Consider the following 22,600-nt stretch of genomic DNA (forward strand, 5'->3'; position numbering starts at 1 on the left):
TCCCCCGCTTATCCCTTGGTTATCGCAACCGAAGCCAGGGAGACAGCCCATGCAAGACCGGGAGATTCTCGTCATCGGCGCAACCGGAAAGACCGGCCGCCGTGTCGCCAACCGCCTCGAGGCGCGGGGCCTTCCCGTGCGCCGCGGCTCGCGCAGTTCTGCAACGCCCTTCGACTGGGACGCGCCGGAGACCTGGGCGCCAGCCCTGCGCGGAGCGCGCGCAGCCTACGTCACCTACTTTCCTGACCTTGCTTTCCCCGGCGCGGTGGAAAAGCTCGAGTCCCTCTGCGAGACGGCCTGCGACGTTGGCGTCGAACACCTCGTGCTGCTCTCCGGTCGCGGCGAACACCACGCCCGGCTGGGCGAAGAGGTGGTGCGCAAGTCCGGCATCGACTTCACGATCGTCCGGGCCGCCTGGTTCGCGCAGAACTTCTCCGAGGGCTACCTTCGCGACCCGGTCCTTGCCGGTATCCTTCCGATGCCCGGCGGCGATGTCGTCGAGCCCATCATCGACATCGACGACATTGCCGAGGTCGTCGTCGCCGCGCTGACCGAAGACGGCCATAAGGGCGAACTCTACGAGGTGACGGGACCGCGGCTGATGACATTTGCCGACATGGCGGGCGAGCTATCGCGCGCCACCGGGCGCGAGATCCGGCACATCCCGATCAGCTTCGAGGCGTTCCACGAGGCCGTCGCGCAGGCGGGCGGCGATTTCGTCGCCGACGTCTTCACGGCCATCGCGCGCGAAACGCTGGACGGGCGCAACGCCCACACCGCGGACGGCGTTATGCGCGCGCTCGGCCGTGCGCCCCGCGACTTTGCAGATTTCGCCCGTGCCGCCGCCCGCACCGGCGCCTGGACAAGCGCTGCCTGATACCGCCCTATGAAAGGAACATGACATGAGACCCACCCTGTTCGAGAAGATCGCGCTCGGCCTCTCCGGCCTCACCGCGTTCACCATCGGCGCGTCCATCCTGTTCGTGCCGTACGCCTTCTACGCCAGCTACGGCATCACGTTGGGCGACGACGCCAATCTGCTGAGCGAACTGCGCGCACCCGGCGCAGGTCTCGCGGGGTTCGGTCTTCTGATGCTCCTCGGCATCTGGCGGCAGGCAGCCCTGCCCGTCTCCATGGCTGCGACCCTGACGGTCTTCATCGCCTTTCCGGTCGGACGGCTGGTCGGACTGATCGCGGACGGGATGCCCTCGGGCAACGTGATCGGTGCCCTCATCGTGGAACTGATCCTCGCTGCGCTCTGCCTCGCCGCGTTCCGCCGCCGCCTTTGGCAGCGGGCACCCGGCCTCCCGGCGGCGCAGCCCGCGCGCTGAGCCTGCCGTGCCAGCGCGGCGCTTCCGGGCGTGATCGATATGACCGGGGAAGTCTGCCGTGCAGGGCACCAAAAGGCTGACTTTCCTCGAGCGCTGCCACCTTCACAGCGCCGTCGTCGCCATCTCCAACCGAACGCTCCAAACGGAGGCGCCCCAATGATCCAACAACTCTTCGAAATCAGCCTCGTCGCCGCAACGCTTGCCACGAGCATCGTCGCAGGTATGTTTCTCACCTTCTCCGATTTCGTGATGCGCGCGCTTGGACGGGCCGAGCCCGCAGCCGGGATCGAAGCGATGCAGATGATAAACCGTGAGGTCTATCGGTCGCTATTCGCCACGCTCCTGCTCGGGCTGGCCTTTGTCTCGATCCTGCTCGCCGTCGTCGGGATATTCCTTGCGGGACCTGACGTGTCGCTCTGGCTCGCCGCGGCCGCCGGGTTCTACATCCTCGGTGTCGTGGCGGTCACCGCCCGCAAAAACGTGCCGATGAATCAGCGCCTTGACGGCATGGAGCACCAGAGCCCCGACGCACATGCCTATTGGGCCAGTTACACGCGCGACTGGACCCGCTGGAACCATCTGCGCTGGGTGGCCGCACTGGCCGCCTCGATCGGCTACCTCGGCGCGACCGTCACGGTGGCCGGACAGGTGTGACAAGGTTCGGGCTGGAGCCGTCGCGCTCGGATCTGCCACGCTTGAAGGAGGACAAGACCATGATCCATACACCGCTGACCATCCGCCCGGCCCGCGAGACCGATCTGTTCGAGATCGTCGAAATGCTGGCCGACGATCCGCTGGGGGCCACGCGCGAGGATTTGCGCGACCCGCTGCCAGAGGCCTACCACGCGGCCTTTTCCGCAATCGAAAGCGACCCCAATCAGCTGCTGGTCGTTGCCGAGCGCAAGGGAGCGGTCGTCGGAACATTGCAGCTCAGCTTCCTGCCCGGCCTCGCCAGACAGGGCGCCTGGCGCGGACAGATCGAGGCGGTGCGGATTGCGCGCGACCATCGGGGCGGCAAGCTTGGGCAAGCAGTGTTTGCCTGGGCGATCAACGAATGCCGGGCACGCGGGTGTTCGCTGGTTCAGCTCACCACGGACAAGGCCCGTCCGGACGCGCATCGCTTCTATGACCGTCTGGGATTTGAACCGACCCATATCGGATACAAGCTGAAGCTCTGAGGGAGAGGCGACTAATCCTGCAGGCGAACTCCAAAGAACCATGTCGCGCTTTCCGCGCTCCCTCCGACAGTGTAGGTCTGGCTCGTTTGAACCCTCCTCGTAGGGCTGGTCCAATCAGGGAGGTAACGATGAGCTTTGCGATTTCCAACGCGCCGAGACCTTACACGCAAGGCATCTTCCTGATGTGCGTGGGCGTGGCCTGTCTGAGCGCCAATGACGCCTTCGCGAAAGCACTGACCGCCGGCTATTCTCCCCTGCAGATCCTATTCCTGCGCAACGTGATCGCCCTGCCGGCCACCATCGTGATCGCGCTACTCTTCGGTGGTCCCAAAGCCTTGCGGTCGCACCGGCCGCTTGCGCATTTGCTGCGCGGTGCGCTCTGGGTTGGGGCCGCAATGATGTTCTTCACCAGCTTCATCCATCTCGGTCTGGCAGAGGCGACCGCGCTTATCTTCGTCGCCCCCTTCTTCATCACCGTGATTTCAGCTGCTTTCCTCGGGGAAGAGGTCGGTTGGCGGCGCTGGCTCGCCGTGCTGGTCGGGTTTCTCGGGGTTCTCGTGATCATCCGCCCGGGCGGCGCGACGTTTCAACTGGTGTCACTGCTGCCAGTCGCGACGGCACTTGTGTATGCCCTGCTGATGCTCAGTGCCCGTTGGGTGGACAGCCGCGAGAGCGTGTGGACTTTGCTTGTCTACCTGACGGGCGCAGGCGCGCTGCTGAGTGCGCTGATCGTGCCATTCGTCTGGGTGCCGGTCCGATCTGAGGATCTCTGGCTTTTCGCGGGGCTCGCGATATTCGGCACCGCCGGGATGACGATGATCACGCAGGCCTTCCGTTTCGCGCCTGCGGTCGTCGTGGCGCCTCTGGACTACACCGGTTTGCTCTGGGCGACGCTCTTCGGCTGGCTCATCTGGCGTGAGAGCCCCGATGCGATGACGATCGTGGGCGCGGCGATCATCATCGCGAGCGGCGTTTTCACGATCTTCCGCGAGCATAGACAGGCCATCCACTGAAGCGCGTTGTGTCACCGAGAAAGAGGATATCGGGCCATCCGGGCTAACCGCAGCGAAGCCCTGCGATCCGACCGGGAAGACACCGCCTTGGCGAGAAATGCCAGGCTCACGTATCGGTGATAATCACGTTAGTGATTTGACAGCCACGAACTTATCCACCTGATTGAAAACAGGGATGAGGCGCACGTTACGTCAACGCGCCGAAAATCAATAAATTCAGGCCTGTGGGGGCCAAACGGGGACAATTTCAAATGGAAGCTTTCAACAAGCTTGCGCGCCTGTTCGCGCGTCTTGTCGCATGTCGTGAACCTACCGCTACGGCAATCGCCAAATCCACTCAGAGCGACAATCCAGCCAGCCGCTTGGACCAAAAAATGCGCACAGCGCTGCGTGCCCTCGGGATCGCAACGGCGTTGATCTTCTTCGGACAGGCCGCCGCCGCCGTCACCTTCGTGGGCACGCCGACCGCATCTCCCACGACCTTCTCCGGCGCAGGCCAGACCATTGATTTGAGCGTCACCTTCAACACCGACTCGAGGGCCTACAATTCCGCGTCGATCACCTTCCAGGCGTTCCCCGCCGGCTCGGTTCAGACCATTTGCCCGCCAGGCACGAACCAGACGAACGCGACCGTTACCTGCACGGCGCGCTATGTGACGACGTCGAGCGACACGTCGAATTTGGAAATCATTCCGATCGTCACGGTCGATGGGCTCGAATCGGCGACCTATAGCGGCGGCATCATCACCGTGGCCTACACCGGCTCGGGGCCTGCAGCCCCGGTGGCCGGCGCAGTCTCGAAGACGGTTGCCTATGGCAGCAGCGCCAACAGCATCCCCCTCGACTTTTCCGGCGGCGGCACCCCGACTTCGGTTGCGGTGACCTCGCAGCCCTCCCACGGGACGACCAGCGTCAGCGGGACCTCGATCACCTACACGCCCACCGCCGGCTATGCCGGGGCGGACAGCTTTTCCTATACCGGCACCAATTCCACCGGAACTTCGAACGCGGCGACCGCCTCGATCACCGTGAGCAATCCCACCCTGAGCATCGCCGCCAGCGGGTCGTTCAGCGCAACCGTCGGACAGAGCTACAGCCAGACCTTCACCTTCTCGGGTGGCACGGCCCCCTATATCGGCTATTCGATCCTCGGCATCCCCGCTGGTCTTAGCGTCACAGCCTTCAACAGCACATCCATCACGATTTCCGGCACACCCACGGTCAGCGGCACTTTCCAGTTAACTGTCGCAGGCACCGATTCCAGCACCGGGAACGGGCCCTTCAAGGTGACGAAGTCCTTCACGCTGACGATCGCCTCAGCGACAATAAGCATTACCTCGCCAGCCTCTCTTACCAATGCGACTGTGGGGAGCCCCTATAGTCAGGTGATCAAGGCCGGTGGCGGCATCGCACCCTACACGTTTACAGTTCAATCGGGATCCCTACCTGCGGGGGTGAACCTCACGACCTCCGGGATCCTCAAGGGCACACCGACTGCGGGCGGCACTTTTTCCTTCACAGCGAAGGCAACCGATAGCAGCACCGGCACAGGGTCGCCGGCGAGCGCCACGAAAACCTACACGCTGACGGTGAACCAACCGACGATCTCCGTAGCGCCAACGACCTTGCCCGATGCGGCGCAAAATACGGCATATAGCCAGACGATCACCGCGAGTGGCGGCACCGCCCCCTACACCTATTCCGTTTCTGGCACCTTGCCCACTGGCATGACCCTCTCGTCAGGCGGCGTGCTTTCCGGCACGCCGACGGGCTATGGAAGCTTCAACTTTTCCATCACGGCTACTGACAGTTCGACCGGGACGGGGCCCTATACCGGAACGCAAAACTACGCGCTCAACGTGACGGCCGCCGCGCCGGTGATCTCCACCACGAGCCTGCCAGGCGCAATGGTCGGCACGCCCTACAATCAGACGATCACGGCTACGAGCGGCAACGCGCCCTACACGTTCTCGATCGCTTCGGGCACCCTTCCGTCCAATATCAGCCTGAGCAGTGGCGGTGTCCTGAGCGGAACGCCGACAACGGCCGCGTCCTATGATTTCACGGTGCAGGTGAAAGATGGCGCGGGGAATACCGATCAGCAAAGCTTCGCGGGCTTTACCGTCTCGAAAGCCGCGACCGGAGTATCGCTGACCCTTTCGTCGAGCAGCGCGCTGCAAGGCGTTCCGGTCACAATGACGGCGAGTGTGACGAGCGGCGCCTCGCCGACCGGCAACATCATCTTCCGCGACGGTGGCACCGCGATTGCGACGGTCGCCCTGTCCGGATCGACGGCGAGCTACACGACGCGCACGCTCTCGACGGGTTCGCATTCGATCACCGCGGATTACTCCGGGGATGCCGCCAATGCGCCCGCAAGCTCGGCGGCACAGTCCCTGGCCGTCAACGGTCGCCCTGCCCCTGAGCTCGATCCGACCGTGAGAAGCATGATCGTCTCGCAGGTTTCGACATCGCACCGCTTCGCGCAAACCCAGATCGACAACACCCATCGGCGTCTCGACTCGCTTCACGGCATGCTGCGCTCGGGCGGAAGCCGCACCGGTTGGGGAACGACATCCCAAGCCTTTGCGGGGACAGGCGGTGCTCTGCAGGCTTCGGCACCGCAAGGGGCGACCACGCCGAGCACGAATTACCTGCTCGATCCGGCCGCCACCAATTCGGAGACCTCCTCGGAGCCGGAGCAGGTCATCGATCTCGTTTCCCGCGCTTTGCAGCCCGCTCAGAACGGCTCTGATCTGCCCTACCGTATCTGGGCAACGGGCACGCTCGATTTCGGCAGGGATCAGGTCGATGGCGGCTACACCAACAAGCTCTCGACGCAAGGGATCACGCTCGGTGTCGATCGGGTCTTCGGCAGCGACATCGCCGCAGGGGCCGCGCTTGGCTTCGGGTATAACCGGACGACCTTCGGGCCGGATGGAAGCAAGTCGCGCTCGCGGGCGAAAACCGTTTCGCTCTACGCCACATGGCAGATGAAGCCTGACCTCTTCCTCGATGCGACAGGCGGTTACGGGAAGCTGGACTTCCGTGAAAACCGTTACTCGACCGACGGCGGCTTGATGCTTTCGGGCGAGCGCGGAGGTCGTATGCTCTTTGGCTCGCTCGGCCTATCGCAACTCGGGCAATTGGGACGATGGAGCACGTCGAGCTATGGCCGCCTCGACGTGGTGAAACTGTCGCTGGACAGCTACTCGGAAACCGGCTCGTCGGTTTGGGCGCTAGACTACGGAAAGCTCGAAAACACGACAGCTTCGAGCGTCATCGGGATCACGGCCGAATATGACATGCGTCGCGACTGGGGGACCCTGACACCCGGCGCGCAGCTGGAATACCGGCATGCTTTCAACGGTGGCTTCACGCAAACGCTCGGTTACGCCGATCTCGGAACGATGGATTACTCCTTCGCCGGGGACACGCAATCGCAGGATGCCATGACCCTCGGGTTGTCGCTGCGCGGCACGGTCGATCAGAACATGGACTTCGAGCTGGGCTATCAGTTCACCTCCGACCTCGCCTCCGCACATAGCCAACAGGTAAGAGCGTCGATGCATATCTCCTTCTGATTTCGAAGTTCAGAACGGCACAAAATCAGAACGTCCACTGAGCTTTCGCGACCACGAAGAACGATAACCATGGGCTGATTTTGATGTCGGCCCATGGGCATGGTTCAGAGCGCATAGTCAGAGGATGGCGATTACGCCAGCGATCGTCGCTCTGCTCGGTTGCCCATCAGGGCCGCCGCCTCCGCTCAGGCGATGGCTCGAGATCAGCGGACGCTCACGACGGTCACGGGAGACAGGTGCTGGACCTTTTGAGAAACGCTTCCAACAATCAGCGCCTTGAGGTCCGATAGCCCCCGCGCGCCCATCACGATCATGTCCGCGCCGGCGTCCTCGGCAGCTTCGACGATCCGGCGGGCTGCGTCGCCATCCGCGGTCAGACTTTCCACGCCCTCCACGCCATGATCATGCAGCGTGCGTTCCGCGACATCGAGGATGCGCTTTGCCACAGCGCGCAGCAATTCGTCCTCGGTCTGGGCGTTCCTCGGTATGAGATCTGCGAGGGGGAAGCGGGCATGGGGCAGCGCCGAAACCGCTTCGAAGAGGGTCCGACCACCCTCCGCGGGTTCGTATTCCACTTCGGCCATGTGCCGCAGCCCCTCCGAGAGGTGATCGCGCAAAAGAACATGGAGCAGCACGACCGGCACGCTGAAGCGCGCGGCAATATCCGCTCCGAGCTCCACCGCGCGATTTGACGCATCCGAACCGTCGGTTGCGATGAGAATTTTATTGACCATGTCATACTCCCTCGGTGCTCACGCTTCAGCATCACAGCGATGGCGCATCGCCACATTGATTGCGCTCAACGCCGAACGAATGGCCCTGCAATCTGGCCGTGTGGGCGATTGGGGGTATCCGAAAGGCATTGCCAACGAAGGACTGCTCGCTTCACATTGATCGCGTAAGCAGTTTTCAAAAGGATACAGACAGGTGGCTGGAAAATTCGAACTCTATAAGGACAAGGCGGGCGAATACCGCTTTCGACTGAAAGCCGGGAACGGTGAGACCATCCTTGCCAGCGAGGGTTATAAGCAAAAGGCAAGCGCCGAACAGGGCATCGCATCCGTGCGCAAGAACGCGCCGCAGGACGAGCGCTATGAGCGCAAGGCCACGACGTCGGGCAAACCGATGTTCAACCTCAAGGCCACCAACGGCCAGGTTATCGGGACCAGCGAAGCCTATAGCAGCGAAGCCGCCCGCGAGAATGGCATCACATCGGTGAAAAATAATGCACCAGATGCCAAGCTCGACGATCTGACAGCTTGAAGAGGCGCCGTTCGGTAGGCGTGACGCGCCCCGAATGAGCGGCCCATGGAGAATGCGATGGCCCTATTGAGTTTGGAAAATCCGGTCTTTGCGACTTACGTGATTGCAGCCGCTCTGATGGTACTCAAAGTGATGGGCCAGGGCTGGATGACGGTCTACCGGATGCAAAAAACCAACTCCGGGCTTGCGAGCCCGGAGGACGTTCAAAGTGGCCTTCTCAATAAGGCGCCCGACCCCGCGCAGCTTGAGATCAACGACTATGTTGATCGATCTCGGCGCATGCATCGAAACGACCTGGAGAACATTCCAGCCTTCTGGGTCGCGGGTTTCCTGTTCGTCATGGTCGACCCCGCACTTTGGCTCGCGCAGGCACTGATGTATGGGTTCGTTGCCACACGGCTTGCGCATTTCTTGGCTTATGCCACGCGCCAAACCCACGAAGTCCGGGCGACCTTCTACACGATCGGTTCTTTGGTCGTGATCTACATGGCCGTTCATGTTCTCTGGGTGGCGATTGCGTAGGCCCGAGCAAAAGGGAGGGGCCCGCGCCTTTCAGCACAGCTAGGCGCCGGGACGGTCGGCTCGCTGGTCTAGACGCATAGATCTCGCCGACACAATCATCAGCGTTATCAGTGGAAGCGAGGTTTCACCGGCAAAGGCACCAAACCACGCGCCCCATTCTTCCCCACGAAAAAGCTGAACTCACACTCGACGCCCCTTCGGATACAGTCGGACCCGAGGCTTCTCGCCATCTGCCGCGCCACCCAGGTTCTGCAACGGATAGCCAACCGACACGTTTACGAGCCGCGTCTTCCCGACAAGGAGCTCAGTTCGGTGATGCGTATGCCCGAAATACCACTTGGCCGGCTGATATTCGTGAATGAGATCCGTCAGGTCACTCGCATAACACCAGCTGAGCTTCTGTCCTCCTGGGAGAACATCAAAGGTCGGCGCGTGATGGGTAACCACCGCGGTTTCCCCATCAAAACCCTCGGCCAGCTTTGAGCGCAGCCAAGAGAGATGCTCGCGGTGTTTCGCGATCGTATCAGCCGGCCGAGCCTTGCGGTAGCCAGCTGCCCCCACACGGATATAGCGGTAATCGTTCATCTTCGCCCGGGCATCATGATCCCGACTCTCGAGAGTTCCAGGTCCCTCCTGAAAGTCCGTCCAGAGCGTGCAGCAAAGGTATCGCTTGCTCCCCAGGATGATCTCTCGCTTCTGCGCGAAGTTTGCCCCAGCGTCGCGCGCGACCTGCTCGAGCCGGTCATCACCGTCAAGCGCGTGATGATAATAGTCGTGGTTTCCAGGCACGACATACACGCGCTCGAGATCGATGTGCTGCCCGATCCTCTCGAACGCCTGCTTCCATCTGACCTTCGGCTTGTTCGTGAGATCCCCGGCGACAATCATCAGATCCACTTTGCGGAAATCGAGATGCGCAAGCGCGTCTCGACCGGCTTCTGACCACATGTCCAAGTGAAGATCCGCCACGATCAGAGCTTTCGTCATTCTTTCCGCTCCTCGCTTCTTGATGAAATTGGCGGCAATCACATCAACATATCGCGTCTGGTTGCGCGCAGAGATTTCGCAAGACGCCCGATCTGCCGCAGGCTCGGAGGACGCCCGACATCGCACATCTCCTCAATGAATGCGCCCACGCGTTCCAGCTCTCCCGGCTCGGCATCGTCTCCGGCCGCACGGTTGAAGAACGCCACGAGGTGCTCAGGCTTGCTCACATCGACACGAAACACCTGACACCGGTCGAGAAGCGGCGCGGGAATCTGGTGCTCGTAATTAGCGGTCAGGATCCAGTTCACATGGCTCAGGTCGAAGCGCGTGCGCAAGAACGGGCAGACGAAGTGCTCTGCGCTCGACCGCTCAAGCACTTGGAGCAGCGATGTTGTCAGAGACGTTGCCGACCTGTCTGCAGAGTGCATGGCGCCGCCCGCCTTGCAGACCTCGTCCACAACGATCACCGGGTTCGCAACCGCGGTTTCCGCGATCAACTCGACCGGGCCCCCGGAACTCGCCGTGGCCCAGCCATACTCAATGCCGGAGATCCGGAACCCGGCGCCTCCAGCGCCCACGTCGATGATTGCGCGCGGCGCGCCTGCAAATTCAGCAACAAGACGTGCGAAATGCGTCTTCCCGCATCCCGGCGGGCCGACAAGGATCATCGGATCGAAACGCAAACCGACGCCTCCAGCGGCAATATGCGCGAGCCCCTGGTTCATGATCGAGGTCGACACTTCTGCAAGCCAAGGCGCCTGCGCATGCAACACCGCCGCGAGATCATAAACGGACTCCGCGGCTTCCGGCCCCGCAAGTCTAGCGCCATGCGTATAAAGGTGATGCATCCGTTTGACGGACGTGTCGCTGATATTCTTGTCGACCTCGAAAGTGCTCCTGAATTTCTGATCGACAAGTCGCTCGACAGCGCGATTGATCCGCTGATTTTCACGCTTATTTCGCTCACGCCACTCTTTCGACGGATCGTCTAAAATGTCACCGCAATCATCTCGAGACTCGTCGCTCGGGAACATGCGACCCCACCGCTTTACGAAAGCGGTATTTGTTTTGCCCGTGACCGTTGACCGGGCCAGGCTTGCTGAGAGGGGTTTCTTATAGAGAACTTGAACGCGCTTCTGCGTCATGGCGACCACCATCGCTTGAAAATGACCTGATTGAAATCTCGACACCGATAGGCACCCGGTTAAGGGCGCAGCTCACGATATCGAGCAGGTAATCTCCAACGTGGTGGCTTTCGTGTTCATGGTGAGACGGTAGTCTGGGCTAGGGGAATGCGTCAAGCGCGCCACATCCGGAGAGGTCAAACCTGTCGGGAATGGGGGCTCGGATAGCGGACGATAAGGGGGGCGTGGAGGCATTTTGCGCATTTCTCAAAGCAAATCGCTCCAGCCCCCCCCTGCCGAAACTGCGAGCGATCGACGGTCTGGATGAGACGATCCCATCCAGCAGACATGCGGGGTGAACATCGCGAGGCCCCTTGTCATGAACGAAGCACGGCCACGAACATATAAGCCCCCTACTTGAAGAGCTTCAGCAGACCTTTCGCGGCCTCCTCCTTGAGCTTCTGCTTTGCGGCATCCTCGGTGCTCTGGCCCTCCTGCGGCGTAATCCCGAGCTTCTTGGCGATCTCGGCCTCCGCTTTCGCCTTCAAGTCCTGCTTCGCGGCATCGACCTTGTCGCCCGAGAGCGCCTTCATATCGAGGCCGAATTTCGGCTTCGCCCAGGGTCCCGTGATCGAGAGCGGCACCTTCACCCCACCCGTGCCATCGGCCTTGCTGAGTGCGGTCGGCGTCACCGTGTAATCGAGGCTCTGCGCCCCGATATCCACCCGCCCCTTGCCCGCAGCACTCAGAAGCGGCGCTTTCAGTGCGAGGTCGTCATTCGACAGCACCCCGTCGGCGATGGTGAAGCTCGCGGTGATCTGATCGAAGATCGTCTTCGCCCCCTCCCCCACATAGTTCAGATCGAGCGTGCGCAGCATCCCCACCAGATCGAGCCCCTCCAGCGCCCCCTTGCCGAAGGCGACATTGCCCGAGCCCGAAAGCGAGCGCGCCAGCGCGGCCTCGCTGTTGCCCGAGGCCAGAAGCTTCAGGGCCAGATCCGCCTTCGCATCCAGTCGAGTGTAATCGGCCAGATCGCTCAGAAGCGGCTGCATCGAGACCCCCTTGGCCACCAGATCAGCGGAGGCCGAGAAGCCGTTGCGCGCATTGGCCACCACTTGCCCGGTGACGCTGCCGCCATAGGCCGAGACCTGACGCAGATCTGCCACCGCGCGGCCGCTGTCGATCGTGATCTGCGCTTTGGTCGGGCCCAGCTTGGCAGTGCCGAAATCGATGGAACTCGCATCGAGGGCGATCTTGCCATCCAGCGCCCGCAGGCCCGAGGCGTCGATCGGCGTGGTCGACCAGCCACTGGCGCCAGAGCCAGAGCCGGAGGAGGACCCGCCTGCGCCAGCCTTGCCCGACGCCCCTTCCAGCGCCGAGAGATCGAGCGCGCCCGCATCGATCTGGGCATCGATCCGCGGCTTGCCTTTCGCGAAGGAGAGATCGCCCGCCACGCTCAGCGCATTGCCGTCGAGCGTGAGTTTGCCGCCGCGCAGATGCACGGCGCCATCCGCGCCCAGTGTCACATCGCCCTTCGCGGTAATCGTGTCACGCCCCAGCCCCTTCGGCAGATCTCGCGCGGTCTGTCCGAAGATCGCAGCCAGCGCGGTTGGATCCTTGACGCTTGCGGTGAGCGCCCCTTTTGCCGCCAAGGGTGCCGTCCCGAAGGTGCCCTTGAAGCCGATCGACGACGCATCGAGGGTCAGCGCAAGATCGGTGGGGGCCGGATCGCCCGCAAGGAAGGACGCGAAACTTTCGAGCGTGCCATTGACCTTCAGCGCCTTGCCATTGACCTGCCCCGTCAGGTCCAGACTCGCCGGGCCGTCGAAGGACGGAAGCGCAAGGCTCGCATCGAGGCCGGTGAGCGCAATGCGCTGGCCACTCGCATGATCGATCCACCGCACCGAACCGTCGCTGATCTCCGCCTTGTCGAGACTGAAAGCCGTTATCCCGCCGCCCTCGCCCGGGCTCGGGTTCGGGCTCGCTGACTGGCCCCCGGTGGCCGCGTCCGGTGGCGTGACCTCCCAGTTCCCGGTCCCGTCCTTGCGCCGCTCGAGCAGGATGTTCGGCGAGAGCACATCGACCTTCGAGACGCGGATTTCACCGCCGATCAGGGCGCCCGGATCGACACCGATCTGGAGCCCCTTGGCCGAGAGCATCGGCCCGTCCTTGGACCAATCCGCATTCGCGATCTCGACCCGCCCCGTGCGCACGCCAAGCTGCGGCCAGATCGTCGCATGGACTGACCCGCTCAGCGTCATCTTGCGTCCGGTCGCTTCCTCGAACCGTGCCTCCGCGATCTGGGCGATCTTCTTCGACGGGATCAGCAGGAGCGCCCCCCCGAGGCTCAGGGCGATCAGAACGACGAGAGCGAGAGCGCGAAAGAGCCAGCGCATAGGGCCTCCGGGGGTTATGTGTTGGCTCTCAAGCTACGCGCCGGTGCGGAAGCCTTTCAAGCCGGAACAGCTGCGCCGCGGACAACGTGATCGAGTTGCCTCCTGCTCCGCCCCCTCCTTGTCGCGCCGGATCATATCGCGGGTGTGTTCGCCGACGTTCTCACAGGAGCCGCCACCACCGACATCGGCCGAGCCAAAATCACCGAGAGGGCCACCAAGCCGGACGGTCAGCGTTGTCGGTCGGGATATCGTACCGCAGCTCTCACTTCTCGTGCATTCAAATTTTCAAAGGCAATCGCAAAACGATCGCAGCCTGGCGCGACCTTGTTGGAGATAGAGGTAAAAAGCTCCGCATCGGCACACCATTCTCTACGACCAATTTCTATTCCGGTCTGAAGCGCAGCCTGTGCTATTGTCCCTCCAGGGAGGCGACGCGCCATGAGAGATGCAGGGCATGTCGAGGAGATCGGACGGGTGCTGGACGGCAGCCAGACCGGGCGAGACAGTTTCGTTTCGGCCTCGTGGCGGCGTTGTGTCGAGCTTTACGGCATGGACCCCACGCGCTCCGACCCGGCCCATATCGTAACCGAGGCAGAGCTGCGCGATCACCGCAAGCAGGCGGAATGGATGATCGCCGCGGCGCGTTCCGGGTTGCAATCGCTTTTCCGGCAGGTGGCAGGACAGAATTACGTTTTGCTGCTGACCGATGCCAAAGGGGTCTGTGTCGATTTCTTCGGCGACGATCTCTTCACCGAAGACCTGCGCAGCGCGGGGCTCTATCTAGGCTCGAACTGGTCCGAGGATCTCGCCGGAACCTGTGGTGTCGGGGCTTGCATCGTGACGCAAGAGCCAGTGACCGTGCATCAGGACGACCATTTCGGAAACGCCCATACTGTTTTGTCCTGCACCGCCGCGCCGATCTTCGACAGTCTCGGACAACTGGCAGCGGTGCTCGACATTTCGCTTTTGCGCTCGCCCACGCCCAAGAGCAGTCAGAACCTCGCGATGAATCTCGTGACCTCAGCGGCACGACGGGTCGAGATGGCCAACCTGATGGCCGAGAGCCCGCGCGACTGGGTGTTGCGCCTGTCCTCCAGCCCGGAATTTCTCGATGTCGATCCCGAGGCCGCTGTGCGGCTCGATGGCTCCGGTCGCGTGCTGGGCTATACCCGCGCCGCGCGGCGGTTGTTTCCCGAAGGCGCCCCGATCCTCGGGCGCGGGATCGATGAGGTGCTCAGCATCAGCGTCGACGACCTGCCCGACCTGATGCGTGACCGCCCGACCGAGGAGCGGGTGATCGAGATGCGCGATGGCGGGGCGTTGTTTGGCCATGCGATCGCACCCAAAGCGCCACGTCATCCCCACCAGGGACTGCGTCGTGGCGGGCCGCTCGCGGGGCTGACCGGGGGCGATCCGGAGATGAACCGTTTGATCGGACAGGCTGAGCGGCTGGCCCCGGGCAATGTGCCCTTGTTGATCTGTGGCGAGACCGGCACCGGAAAGACGAAACTCGCCCGTGCGATCCACATGACCAGCAAGGCGCAAGGGTTCATCAGCCTCGAATGCGCGGGGCTAGACCCGCAGACGCTGATGCAAAACTGCGCCGAGGCGATCGGGCCGACGACATTCCTGCTGCGCCGGATCGAAGAAATCGGCCCGGAGACGGCGATCGCGCTCGGCGGGCTACTCGACCGGCGCCCCGAATTGCGCACGCTGGCGACGAGTTGCTTTGAGCCCAGCCAGATCGCGCTGCCGCGCCCGCTGTTTCACCGGCTCGCAGGGTGCGTCCTCACCGTGCCGCCCCTGCGGATGCGGCGCGATCTCGACTGGCTGATGTCGCGTCATCTGCGCCGCCACGCGGGCGACGCGGTTCGGCTGTCACCCTCGGCACGGGCCGAATTGCTGGGACGTCGCTGGCCTGGCAATATCCGCGAGCTCGAGCAGGTTCTCGACGTCGCGGCGGCGCTCTGCGTCGGATCGGTGATCGATCTGCTCGATCTGCCCACCCCCGTCGAAATCACTCCGAATATCGAGAAGGCCCTGCCCGCACCGAGTGACCCATGGGACATGCTCGAGGAGATTCTGGACGCCTGCGAGTGGAACATGGCGCGCGCCGCCCGGCGGCTCGGGGTCAACCGCTCGACAATCCTGCGTCGGATTCGCAAGGCCGGGTTGCGTCCGCCTGAGTGATCTGTTGCGCCCTTGTTGCGCGCGCAACATGCCGCGCCGCAGCAGGCGCTTTTCCTCCCTTTGCACGCGTCGCGACCATGGATCGCTCAGCGATCACGCGCCGATACTCCTCCTAGAGACACGCGCAGAGGAGGAGACGCGATGCTTGATACCACCATCAACACACAGACCCAGGACATGCTGGACAGCCTCAACGCCGCGCTGGAGAGCGGCGATATCGACCGCGCGGCCGCACTGTTTGCGACCGACAGCTACTGGCGCGACCTCGTTGCGGTCAGCTGGAACCTGAAAACCGTGGAAGGGCCGGACGGCGTGGCCGACATGCTGAGAAACCAGCTCGAGCACACCCGTCCCGGCAAGTTCGAGATCCAGTCGGGCGAGATCCCCGCCGAGGAGGGCGGCGTGATCACCGCCTGGGTCACTTTCGAGACGAAGTCGGGCCGCGGCTGGGGCCTGATGCGCATTCGAGATGGCCGCATCTGGACGCTGCTGACGGCGCTTCAGGAGCTCAAGGGTTTCGAGGAAAACCGCGGCACGCGCCGCCCGATGGGCGCTGAACATGGCGCGCGCAAGAACCGGACCTCGTGGAAGGAGCACCGCGAGGCGGAAGAGGCGGATCTGGGCTATGGCACGCAGCCCTATGTGCTGATCGTCGGCGGCGGTCAGGGCGGGATCGCGCTGGGTGCGCGGCTGCGCCAGCTTGGCGTGCCTGCGATCGTTCTGGATAAGCATGACCGGCCCGGCGACCAGTGGCGGAGCCGTTACAAGTCGCTCTGCCTGCATGACCCGATCTGGTATGACCATCTGCCCTACATCAAGTTCCCCGACAATTGGCCGGTCTTCACGCCCAAGGACAAGGTTGGCGACTGGCTCGAGATGTATACCAAGGTGATGGAGATCAATTATTGGACGCGGTCCGAAGTGACCGGCGCCAGCTACGATGACGCCTCCGGAAAATGGACGGTCGAGGTCAATCGCGACGGCGAGACGGTGACGCTGGAGCCGACGCAGCTTGTGCTCGCGACCGGAATGTCGGGCAAGCCGAATATGCCGCGTTTCCCGGGCATGGAAGACTTCAAGGGCACGATCCAGCACTCGTCGCAGCATGAGGGCCCCGATCCGTGGACTGGCAAGAAAGTGGTCGTGATCGGTTCGAACAACTCCGCGCACGACATTTGCGCGGCTCTCTGGGAAGGCGATGCGGATGTCACCATGGTGCAGCGATCCTCCACCCATATCGTGCGCTCGGACTCGCTGATGGAGATCGGGCTCGGCGCGCTCTACTCGGAAGAGGCGCTTGCCAACGGTGTCACAACCGAGAAGGCAGACATGATCTTCGCCTCCCTGCCCTACAAGATCATGCACGAGTTCCAGATCCCGCTTTATGACCAGATGCGCGAGCGCGATGCGGAGTTCTACGCAGGGCTGGAAAAGGCGGGCTTCGATCTGGACTGGGGCGATGACGGCTCTGGGCTGTTCATGAAATACCTGCGCCGCGGCTCGGGCTATTACATCGACGTGGGCGCCAGCCAGCTGATCATCGATGGCGAGGTGAAGCTGGCCAAGGGTCAGGTCGACCATTTCGAGGAAGACGCTGTGGTGCTCGCCGACGGCACGCGCTTGCCCGCCGATCTGGTGGTCTTCGCAACAGGCTACGGCTCGATGAACGGTTGGGCCGCCGATCTGATCAGCCAAGAGGTCGCCGACAAGGTTGGTAAGGTCTGGGGGCTTGGCTCGGACACCAAGAAAGACCCCGGCCCGTGGGAAGGCGAGCAGCGCAATATGTGGAAGCCGACCCAACAGGAGCATCTGTGGTTCATGGGCGGCAACCTGCACCAATCGCGGCATTACTCGCTCTATCTCGCGCTGCAGCTGAAAGCGCGGTTGGAGGGGCTGGAGACCCCGGTCTACGGGCTCCAGGAAGTCCATCACCTCTCCTGACCCCATCCCTCTCCCGGCCCCTTCACGGGCCGGGAGAACTTCCCCCATTGAACGGAGACATTCCATGAAAGCTGCACGTTGGCACGGCGTGAAAGACATTCGCGTCGAGGAAATCGACACCCCTATCCCCGGTCCCGGAGAGGTCGCGATCAAGGTCGCATGGACCGGGATCTGCGGTTCCGATCTGCACGAATATCTGGCGGGACCGATCTTCGTCCCGGTCGAGCAGGATCATCCGCTCAGCCACGACAAGGCGCCGATCACCATGGGCCACGAATATTGTGGGACCGTGGCGGAGTTGGGAGAAGGCGTCACGGGACTGAGCATCGGCGACCGTGTCGCAATCGAGCCGATCTTCGCCTGCGGCACCTGCCCCGCCTGCCTTGAGGGCAAATACAATCTCTGTGACAGCCTTGGTTTTGTCGGGCTCTCCGGGGGACATGGCGGTTTCGCTGCAACCTCGGTTGTGCCCGCCCGAATGGTTCACAAGATGCCCGACGCGCTGTCGATGGAACAGGGCGCATTGGTCGAGCCCGCCGCCGTCGCGCTGCATGCGGTGCGCATGTCGAAGATCAAGGCCGGGGACACGGCTGCGGTCTTCGGCGCGGGGCCGATCGGGCTTTTGGTCGTCGAGGCTCTACGCGTCGCGGGCGCGGCCCAGATCCATGTCGTAGAACCCTCAGTTGAACGCCGCGAGAAAGCGCTCGAACTCGGCGCCACCAGCGCCATAGACCCGATGGCGGAAGACCCCGTCGCGAAAATTCGTGCGGCCACCGGCGTTGTTCATGTCGCTTTCGAGGTGACAGGTGTGCCGCGCGTTCTGCCGCAATGCATCGACAGCACCCGCCACGAAGGTCAGACGCTGATCGTGTCGATCTGGGAGGGAGACGCTTCCTTCCAACCCAATACGGCCGTTCTGAAAGAGCGCCAACTGCAGGGCACCATCGCATACCGCAATGTCTACCCGGCAGTGATGGAGTTGATGGTGCAGGGCTATTTCAGCGCCGACAAGCTGGTGACCAAGCGGATCAAGATCGATCAGATCGTGGAGCAAGGCTTCGAAGCGCTCGTCGCGGAGAAATCCCAGGTGAAGATCTTGGTCGAAGCGCCAGACTGAAAAAACTAGAACCTCTTCGCGCTGCGCACGCAGCCCCCCCAAACGCGCGCGCAGCGCACCAGAGCGGGAGATTGCTCTATTCGTCCGGGAAACCTTGGGGGTCGATAAATAGCGCTTCACGCTGTGAATGCATATTCTCGAGCACCGCTTCTTTGAAAGCTTATCCTTGCGAGGATACGGGCCAACGAGGATTGTCGCTGACCCCGAGATCGTGCTTTTCCATGTGCCGATCGGAGCCGGGATCGGCCGCTATGATCCCTCAAAATAAGCGGGCGTGCCTCGGGCTTCCACGGATTCCGCGATCCGACGCAGGCCGTGGATATAGGCGGCATCGCGCATCGAAAGCTCCATTTCGTTGTGCAAGGTCCAGATCGATTGCGTCTCGGTCTCCATCGTCGTCTTCAGATGATCCCGGACACGCGAGCTGTCCCAATAAAAACCCGATCTGTTCTGGACCCATTCCAGATGGGACACTGTCACGCCGCCGGAATTCGCGAGGATATCGGGCACGATGATATGCCCTGCTTCCGTCAGCTTCTTGTCGGCCTCGGGCGAGACCGGCCCGTTCGCCATTTCCAGAATGATGCGGGCGTTGATCTTGTCGCAATTTTCGAGCGTGATCTGCCGCTCCAATGCGGCAGGCACCAGCACGTCGCAATCGAGCTCCAACAACTCGGCGTTTGAAATCTCTTTCGTCTTACCTTGCCCCTTCGCGCCTTTCACGCCGCCGGTTTCATGCTTGTGTTGCATGACGGCGAGCGGATCCAATCCGCTTGGGTCGTAGATGCCGCCGGCGGAATCCGAAATGGCGACGATTTTATACCCGTCGGCATGCAGAAGCTTGGCGCAGTGGAAGCCGACATTCCCGAACCCCTGGATTGCCACCGTGGCCGTATTCGGATCGAGAGAAAGCGCGGATTCCAGATAACGCAGAGCATAGTATCCGCCGCGCGCCGTCGCATCGACCCGCCCGTTCGTGCCCCCGAAAGCGAGAGGTTTTCCGGTGATTGCACTTGGGGAGGCCTGCCCGGAAATCCAGCTGTATTGGTCCGCCATCCACGCGATGACGATCCCGTTCGTATACATGTCCGGCGCCAGAATATCGCGATCGGGGCCGATGAACGGCGCGAAGGCTTCGACATAGGCCCGGCTCAAGCGCTCCAATTCGTTGACAGAGAGCGTCTTCGTGTCCACGCAGACCCCGCCCTTCCCGCCGCCGAAGGGCAGGTTGGCCACGGCGCATTTGAACGTCATCCAGAAGGAAAGCGTCTCGATCTCGTCGAGCGAGACGTTCGGATGGAAACGAACGCCGCCCTTGGTCGGACCCCGCCGGTCGTTATAACGGCACCGCCAAGACTGGAACGCGCGTCGGCTCCCGTCATCCATCCGGATCAAGAGCGTGGCGGCCAGAGTTTCACGGGGCCCTTTGAGCTCTTCGAAAACGTCGGGATGAATGTTGAGCCGCTCGCAGGCTGCCCGAAGTGTCTCGCGAGACTTCGCCAGCATTCCCGTCGTCGGGGGCGTATTCTCCTCGACGTCTTTTTTCTTGGTCGGCATGGGCTCGATACTCCGTGGCGAGGTTTTCTAGGACGGTTTCTGCAGGACGTTTGCCGACAGTCAGCCGACACGGCGGGCGGCGTCATTGATTTGTCTCAAAATATGCGAGCTGGCGTCCAAGGCTTCGACTGCGCTCCAAGTGGCGGCTTGGAGGCGCGGCCTGACTGCAAACTGACGCCCCAGACCTGCAGTCGGCATCGTTGACGATAGGAAATTTCCATCGCCTTGGCTCAGCTGTTCAGAGTCAGCGAGCTGTCGAAGGTCAGCCGGAAATAATCGTAGAGCGCGACCGCGCCCGGAGACAGCTCGGCCCCGCGGCGCCACGCGAGACCGACATCCATTGTCGGAACCGGCGGATCGGTTTCGACCGTCACGATGCGTTTGCCCTCGAGAGACCAGGGCCGATAAACCATGTCGGAGAGCACGGTCACCCCCTGCCCGTTCGCCACGATCGAGCGCACCGCCTCGATCGACGAGGTGCGCAGCTTCACGCGCGGCTGGGTCGAACCGAAGTTCCAGTATTTCATCGTCGTGTTCGCCGCCTCGTCGACGGTGAGCATGATATAGTCCTCGTCGGCGATCTCCTTGAAATCGACGCTGCGCAGGTTCGCCAGCCGATGGCCCTGCGGCAGCCAAAGTCTGCGGGGCGAACGCATCAGCGTCTCGCTTTCCAGTTCCGGGTTCATCACGTTCGAGGTCAGCACGATCGCGATGTCGAACCGGTTCGACAGCAGCCCTTCCTCCACCGCCTCGCGGTTCAGCTCGTGGAGCTGGATATCGAGATTGGGGTGCAGCCGCGCCAGCCGCCCCAGATGATAGGGCAGGAAATACCCGATCACCGTGTAAGTGGTCGCGACGAGAACCCGCCCGGTCACGCCGCTGCTGCGCTCGCGGATATTCACCGCCTCGTCGAGCTTGGTGAGGATATCGTAGGACAGGCCCAGCAACTCGCGCCCCGACTGGGTCAGCTCCATCCCGTGCGAGGTCCGGGTGAAAAGCTCGGTATCCATCTCGGCCTCAAGCTCGCGGATCGCGGTCGTCACCGAGGACTGGGAAATCGAGAGTTCGTTGGCCGCCCGGCTGACCTGACCGGTCTCGGCGGTAGCCACGAAATACTTGAGCTGACGGAAGTTCATGCCGCCTCCTTTCGGATTTTCCGATAATGCCGACCACGGGATTCAGATATCATAGGTTCGCAATCTGCACAGATCGAAGTCATATCCATATTTTTCAGCGATTTGCACCGGACAGTGTCTAATCATATTATCGATTATCACGATAATGCCCTCACTGATATTAGAATTTTACATGTCGATCACATTGTCGAAAGCTGATCTTGCAACAGAGATCTGGGAAGAGACATGCCGAAACTCATCGACCTGAACTGTGACCTCGGAGAAGGCTTCGGCCATTGGGCCATGGCTGGCGCGCCGGATGATCAGCTGATGCCGCTGATCTCCTCGGCCAATGTCGCGAACGGTTTTCACGCCGGCGACCCGATGCAGATGAACCGGGTCGCGAAGCTCTGCCATCAGCATTCCGTGGGTCTCGGCGCGCATCCCGGCTATCGCGATCTCGTCGGTTTCGGGCGCCGCCATATCAACGCGAGCTCCGAGGAGCTGGTGAACGACATCATCTACCAGGTGGGGGCGATGCGCGAATTCGGCCGCCGCTACGGGGTGCCGCTGCAGCACGTCAAACCGCACGGCGCGCTCTACATGGAGGCCGCGCGCAACGAGGACCTCTCGCGCCATCTGGTCGAGACGCTGCAACGCTACGCGCCGGGGCTGATCCTGTTCTGCATGGATATCTCGAAGACCTACGAGGTCGCCAAGCGCCTCGGTCAGCCGGTCGTGCGCGAGTTCTATGCCGACCGTGACTATGACGACAGCGGCTCGATCGTCTTCGCCCGCCACGTCTCCGCGCCCGACCCCAAGAAGCTCGCCGCAAAATGCGTGCGCGCCTGCCTCGAGAACACCGTCGAGACGGTCACCGGAAAGACGATTACGGTGGAGTTCGAGTCGATCTGCTTCCACTCGGACACGCCCGGCGCGCTGGAAATCGGCCACGCTATCAAGACTGCACTGCAAGAAAACGGCGTCACCATTGCCCCCGCGGCGATGGTTCTCGCTGAAAATGAAAAGACCTGACAGGAGAGAGCCATGACGGATATCGTTTCCCCGCTTCCCGGAACTTTCTACCACAAGCCCGACCCCAATTCGGCCCCGTTCAAATCCGCGGGCGACGCGGTCGCGGTCGGCGACACGATCGGGCTGATCGAGGTGATGAAGACCTTCATCGAGGTGAAGGCCGAGGCTGCGGGCACCTTCTCGGACTATGCCGCGGCGGATGCGACGCCGGTTTCGGCGGGCGATGTGCTCGCGAAGATGGGCTGAT

Annotated in this window: 19 protein-coding genes; 13 read left to right on the forward strand and 6 right to left on the reverse strand. The window is 62.4% G+C overall.

Annotated features, from left to right (window positions below):
* Window positions 1-49: 49 nt before the first annotated feature.
* The 6 genes from F8R15_RS02625 to F8R15_RS02650 all read left to right on the forward strand — a co-directional run bounded on the left by F8R15_RS02625 (window position 50) and on the right by F8R15_RS02650 (window position 7,106).
* The gene (locus tag F8R15_RS02625) at window positions 50-877 is read left to right on the forward strand and encodes an NAD(P)H-binding protein (RefSeq protein ID WP_152843336.1); all 828 of its coding nucleotides are present in this window, start codon (window positions 50-52) and stop codon (window positions 875-877) included.
* Between the two features lie 25 nt (window positions 878-902).
* Entirely contained in the window at window positions 903-1,331 is a 429-nt protein-coding gene (locus tag F8R15_RS02630; protein ID WP_152843338.1) for a DUF4345 domain-containing protein, read from the forward strand.
* Between the two features lie 156 nt (window positions 1,332-1,487).
* Window positions 1,488-1,985 carry a DUF1772 domain-containing protein gene (locus tag F8R15_RS02635; protein WP_172976151.1) on the forward strand — a complete coding sequence of 166 codons (498 nt, stop codon included), beginning with the start codon at window positions 1,488-1,490 and terminating at the stop codon, window positions 1,983-1,985.
* 41 nt (window positions 1,986-2,026) lie between these two features.
* The gene (locus tag F8R15_RS02640; protein ID WP_253732328.1) at window positions 2,027-2,509 is read left to right on the forward strand and encodes a GNAT family N-acetyltransferase; all 483 of its coding nucleotides are present in this window, start codon (window positions 2,027-2,029) and stop codon (window positions 2,507-2,509) included.
* Between the two features lie 128 nt (window positions 2,510-2,637).
* Window positions 2,638-3,522 carry a DMT family transporter gene (locus tag F8R15_RS02645; RefSeq protein WP_152843341.1) on the forward strand — a complete coding sequence of 295 codons (885 nt, stop codon included), beginning with the start codon at window positions 2,638-2,640 and terminating at the stop codon, window positions 3,520-3,522.
* A 374-nt stretch (window positions 3,523-3,896) separates the two neighbouring features.
* The gene (locus tag F8R15_RS02650) at window positions 3,897-7,106 is read left to right on the forward strand and encodes an autotransporter domain-containing protein (protein ID WP_172976152.1); all 3,210 of its coding nucleotides are present in this window, start codon (window positions 3,897-3,899) and stop codon (window positions 7,104-7,106) included.
* Window positions 7,107-7,309: 203 nt separating this feature from the next.
* Here F8R15_RS02650 and F8R15_RS02655 read toward each other — a convergent pair whose 3' ends face one another.
* Window positions 7,310-7,840: a universal stress protein gene (locus tag F8R15_RS02655; protein ID WP_152843345.1), complete on the reverse strand. Its 531-nt coding sequence runs from the start codon at window positions 7,838-7,840 to the stop codon at window positions 7,310-7,312.
* Window positions 7,841-8,033: 193 nt separating this feature from the next.
* On the opposite strand from F8R15_RS02655, the gene F8R15_RS22080 reads away from it, so the two are divergent.
* Both F8R15_RS22080 and F8R15_RS02665 read left to right on the forward strand, forming a co-directional pair.
* Window positions 8,034-8,369 carry a YegP family protein gene (locus F8R15_RS22080; protein WP_078545629.1) on the forward strand — a complete coding sequence of 112 codons (336 nt, stop codon included), beginning with the start codon at window positions 8,034-8,036 and terminating at the stop codon, window positions 8,367-8,369.
* Between the two features lie 45 nt (window positions 8,370-8,414).
* Window positions 8,415-8,891, forward strand: coding sequence for an MAPEG family protein (locus tag F8R15_RS02665; RefSeq protein WP_253732330.1), 477 nt, complete (start codon window positions 8,415-8,417; stop codon window positions 8,889-8,891).
* Between the two features lie 180 nt (window positions 8,892-9,071).
* Here F8R15_RS02665 and F8R15_RS02670 read toward each other — a convergent pair whose 3' ends face one another.
* The 3 genes from F8R15_RS02670 to F8R15_RS02680 all read right to left on the reverse strand — a co-directional run bounded on the left by F8R15_RS02670 (window position 9,072) and on the right by F8R15_RS02680 (window position 13,398).
* The gene (locus F8R15_RS02670; RefSeq protein ID WP_152843347.1) at window positions 9,072-9,878 is read right to left on the reverse strand and encodes a metallophosphoesterase; all 807 of its coding nucleotides are present in this window, start codon (window positions 9,876-9,878) and stop codon (window positions 9,072-9,074) included.
* Window positions 9,879-9,916: 38 nt separating this feature from the next.
* Window positions 9,917-11,023, reverse strand: a complete 1,107-nt coding sequence (locus F8R15_RS02675; RefSeq protein ID WP_172976153.1) for an AAA family ATPase — start codon at window positions 11,021-11,023, stop codon at window positions 9,917-9,919.
* A gap of 392 nt (window positions 11,024-11,415) precedes the next feature.
* Window positions 11,416-13,398, reverse strand: a complete 1,983-nt coding sequence (locus tag F8R15_RS02680) for an AsmA family protein (RefSeq protein ID WP_152843351.1) — start codon at window positions 13,396-13,398, stop codon at window positions 11,416-11,418.
* 438 nt (window positions 13,399-13,836) lie between these two features.
* Between F8R15_RS02680 and F8R15_RS02690 the strand changes: the two genes are divergently transcribed.
* From F8R15_RS02690 to F8R15_RS02700, 3 genes are all read left to right on the forward strand, one after another.
* Complete coding sequence (locus F8R15_RS02690; protein WP_152843353.1) at window positions 13,837-15,588, forward strand: sigma-54-dependent Fis family transcriptional regulator; 1,752 nt, start codon at window positions 13,837-13,839, stop codon at window positions 15,586-15,588.
* Window positions 15,589-15,729: 141 nt separating this feature from the next.
* On the forward strand, window positions 15,730-17,529 hold the full coding sequence (locus F8R15_RS02695) for an NAD(P)/FAD-dependent oxidoreductase (protein ID WP_152843355.1): 1,800 nt from the start codon (window positions 15,730-15,732) through the stop codon (window positions 17,527-17,529).
* Between the two features lie 64 nt (window positions 17,530-17,593).
* The gene (locus F8R15_RS02700) at window positions 17,594-18,646 is read left to right on the forward strand and encodes a 2,3-butanediol dehydrogenase (protein ID WP_152843357.1); all 1,053 of its coding nucleotides are present in this window, start codon (window positions 17,594-17,596) and stop codon (window positions 18,644-18,646) included.
* A gap of 249 nt (window positions 18,647-18,895) precedes the next feature.
* Here F8R15_RS02700 and F8R15_RS02705 read toward each other — a convergent pair whose 3' ends face one another.
* A complete protein-coding gene (locus tag F8R15_RS02705) occupies window positions 18,896-20,203 on the reverse strand; it encodes a Glu/Leu/Phe/Val dehydrogenase (RefSeq protein ID WP_216644096.1) in 1,308 nt (435 codons plus the stop codon).
* 230 nt (window positions 20,204-20,433) lie between these two features.
* Window positions 20,434-21,339 carry a LysR family transcriptional regulator gene (locus F8R15_RS02710; RefSeq protein ID WP_078545613.1) on the reverse strand — a complete coding sequence of 302 codons (906 nt, stop codon included), beginning with the start codon at window positions 21,337-21,339 and terminating at the stop codon, window positions 20,434-20,436.
* Between the two features lie 225 nt (window positions 21,340-21,564).
* Between F8R15_RS02710 and F8R15_RS02715 the strand changes: the two genes are divergently transcribed.
* Window positions 21,565-22,353: a 5-oxoprolinase subunit PxpA gene (locus F8R15_RS02715; RefSeq protein ID WP_078540021.1), complete on the forward strand. Its 789-nt coding sequence runs from the start codon at window positions 21,565-21,567 to the stop codon at window positions 22,351-22,353.
* A gap of 12 nt (window positions 22,354-22,365) precedes the next feature.
* Window positions 22,366-22,599, forward strand: coding sequence for an acetyl-CoA carboxylase (locus F8R15_RS02720; RefSeq protein WP_083078602.1), 234 nt, complete (start codon window positions 22,366-22,368; stop codon window positions 22,597-22,599).
* Window position 22,600: the final 1 nt, after the last annotated feature.

Source organism: Thioclava sp. JE_KL1 (genome assembly GCF_009296265.1).
Lineage (GTDB): Bacteria > Pseudomonadota > Alphaproteobacteria > Rhodobacterales > Rhodobacteraceae > Thioclava.